At 54.3% G+C, this 680-nt stretch carries 1 rRNA gene; it reads right to left on the minus strand.

Annotation, left to right across the window (positions count from 1 at the left end):
- Positions 1 to 680 (minus strand): 23S ribosomal RNA (locus KI350_RS22740); the annotation flags it as partial.

The raw sequence follows: 680 nt of genomic DNA on the forward strand, positions 1-680 counted from the left end.
GCGGGTTAGAAGGTCAATACAGCCAGGGTAGTATCCCACCGATGCCTCCACCGAAGCTGGCGCTCCGGTTTCCAAGGCTCCTACCTATCCTGTACAAGCTGTACCAACATTCAATATCAGGCTGCAGTAAAGCTCCACGGGGTCTTTCCGTCCTGTCGCGGGTAACCTGCATCTTCACAGGTACTATAATTTCACCGAGTCTCTCGTTGAGACAGTGCCCAGATCGTTGCGCCTTTCGTGCGGGTCGGAACTTACCCGACAAGGAATTTCGCTACCTTAGGACCGTTATAGTTACGGCCGCCGTTTACTGGGGCTTCAATTCGCACCTTCGCTTACGCTAAGCGCTCCTCTTAACCTTCCAGCACCGGGCAGGCGTCAGCCCCTATACTTCGCCTTACGGCTTCGCAGAGACCTGTGTTTTTGCTAAACAGTCGCCTGGGCCTATTCACTGCGGCTCTCTCGGGCTTGCACCCTAACAGAGCACCCCTTCTCCCGAAGTTACGGGGTCATTTTGCCGAGTTCCTTAACGAGAGTTCTCTCGATCACCTTAGGATTCTCTCCTCGCCTACCTGTGTCGGTTTGCGGTACGGGCACCTCTCACCTCGCTAGAGGCTTTTCTTGGCAGTGTGGAATCAGGAACTTCGCTACTATATTTCGCTCGCCATCACAGCTCAGCCTTA

The sequence above is a fragment of the Bacillus sp. J41TS8 genome, from assembly GCF_018333035.1.
Lineage (GTDB): Bacteria > Bacillota > Bacilli > Bacillales > Bacillaceae > Bacillus > Bacillus paralicheniformis.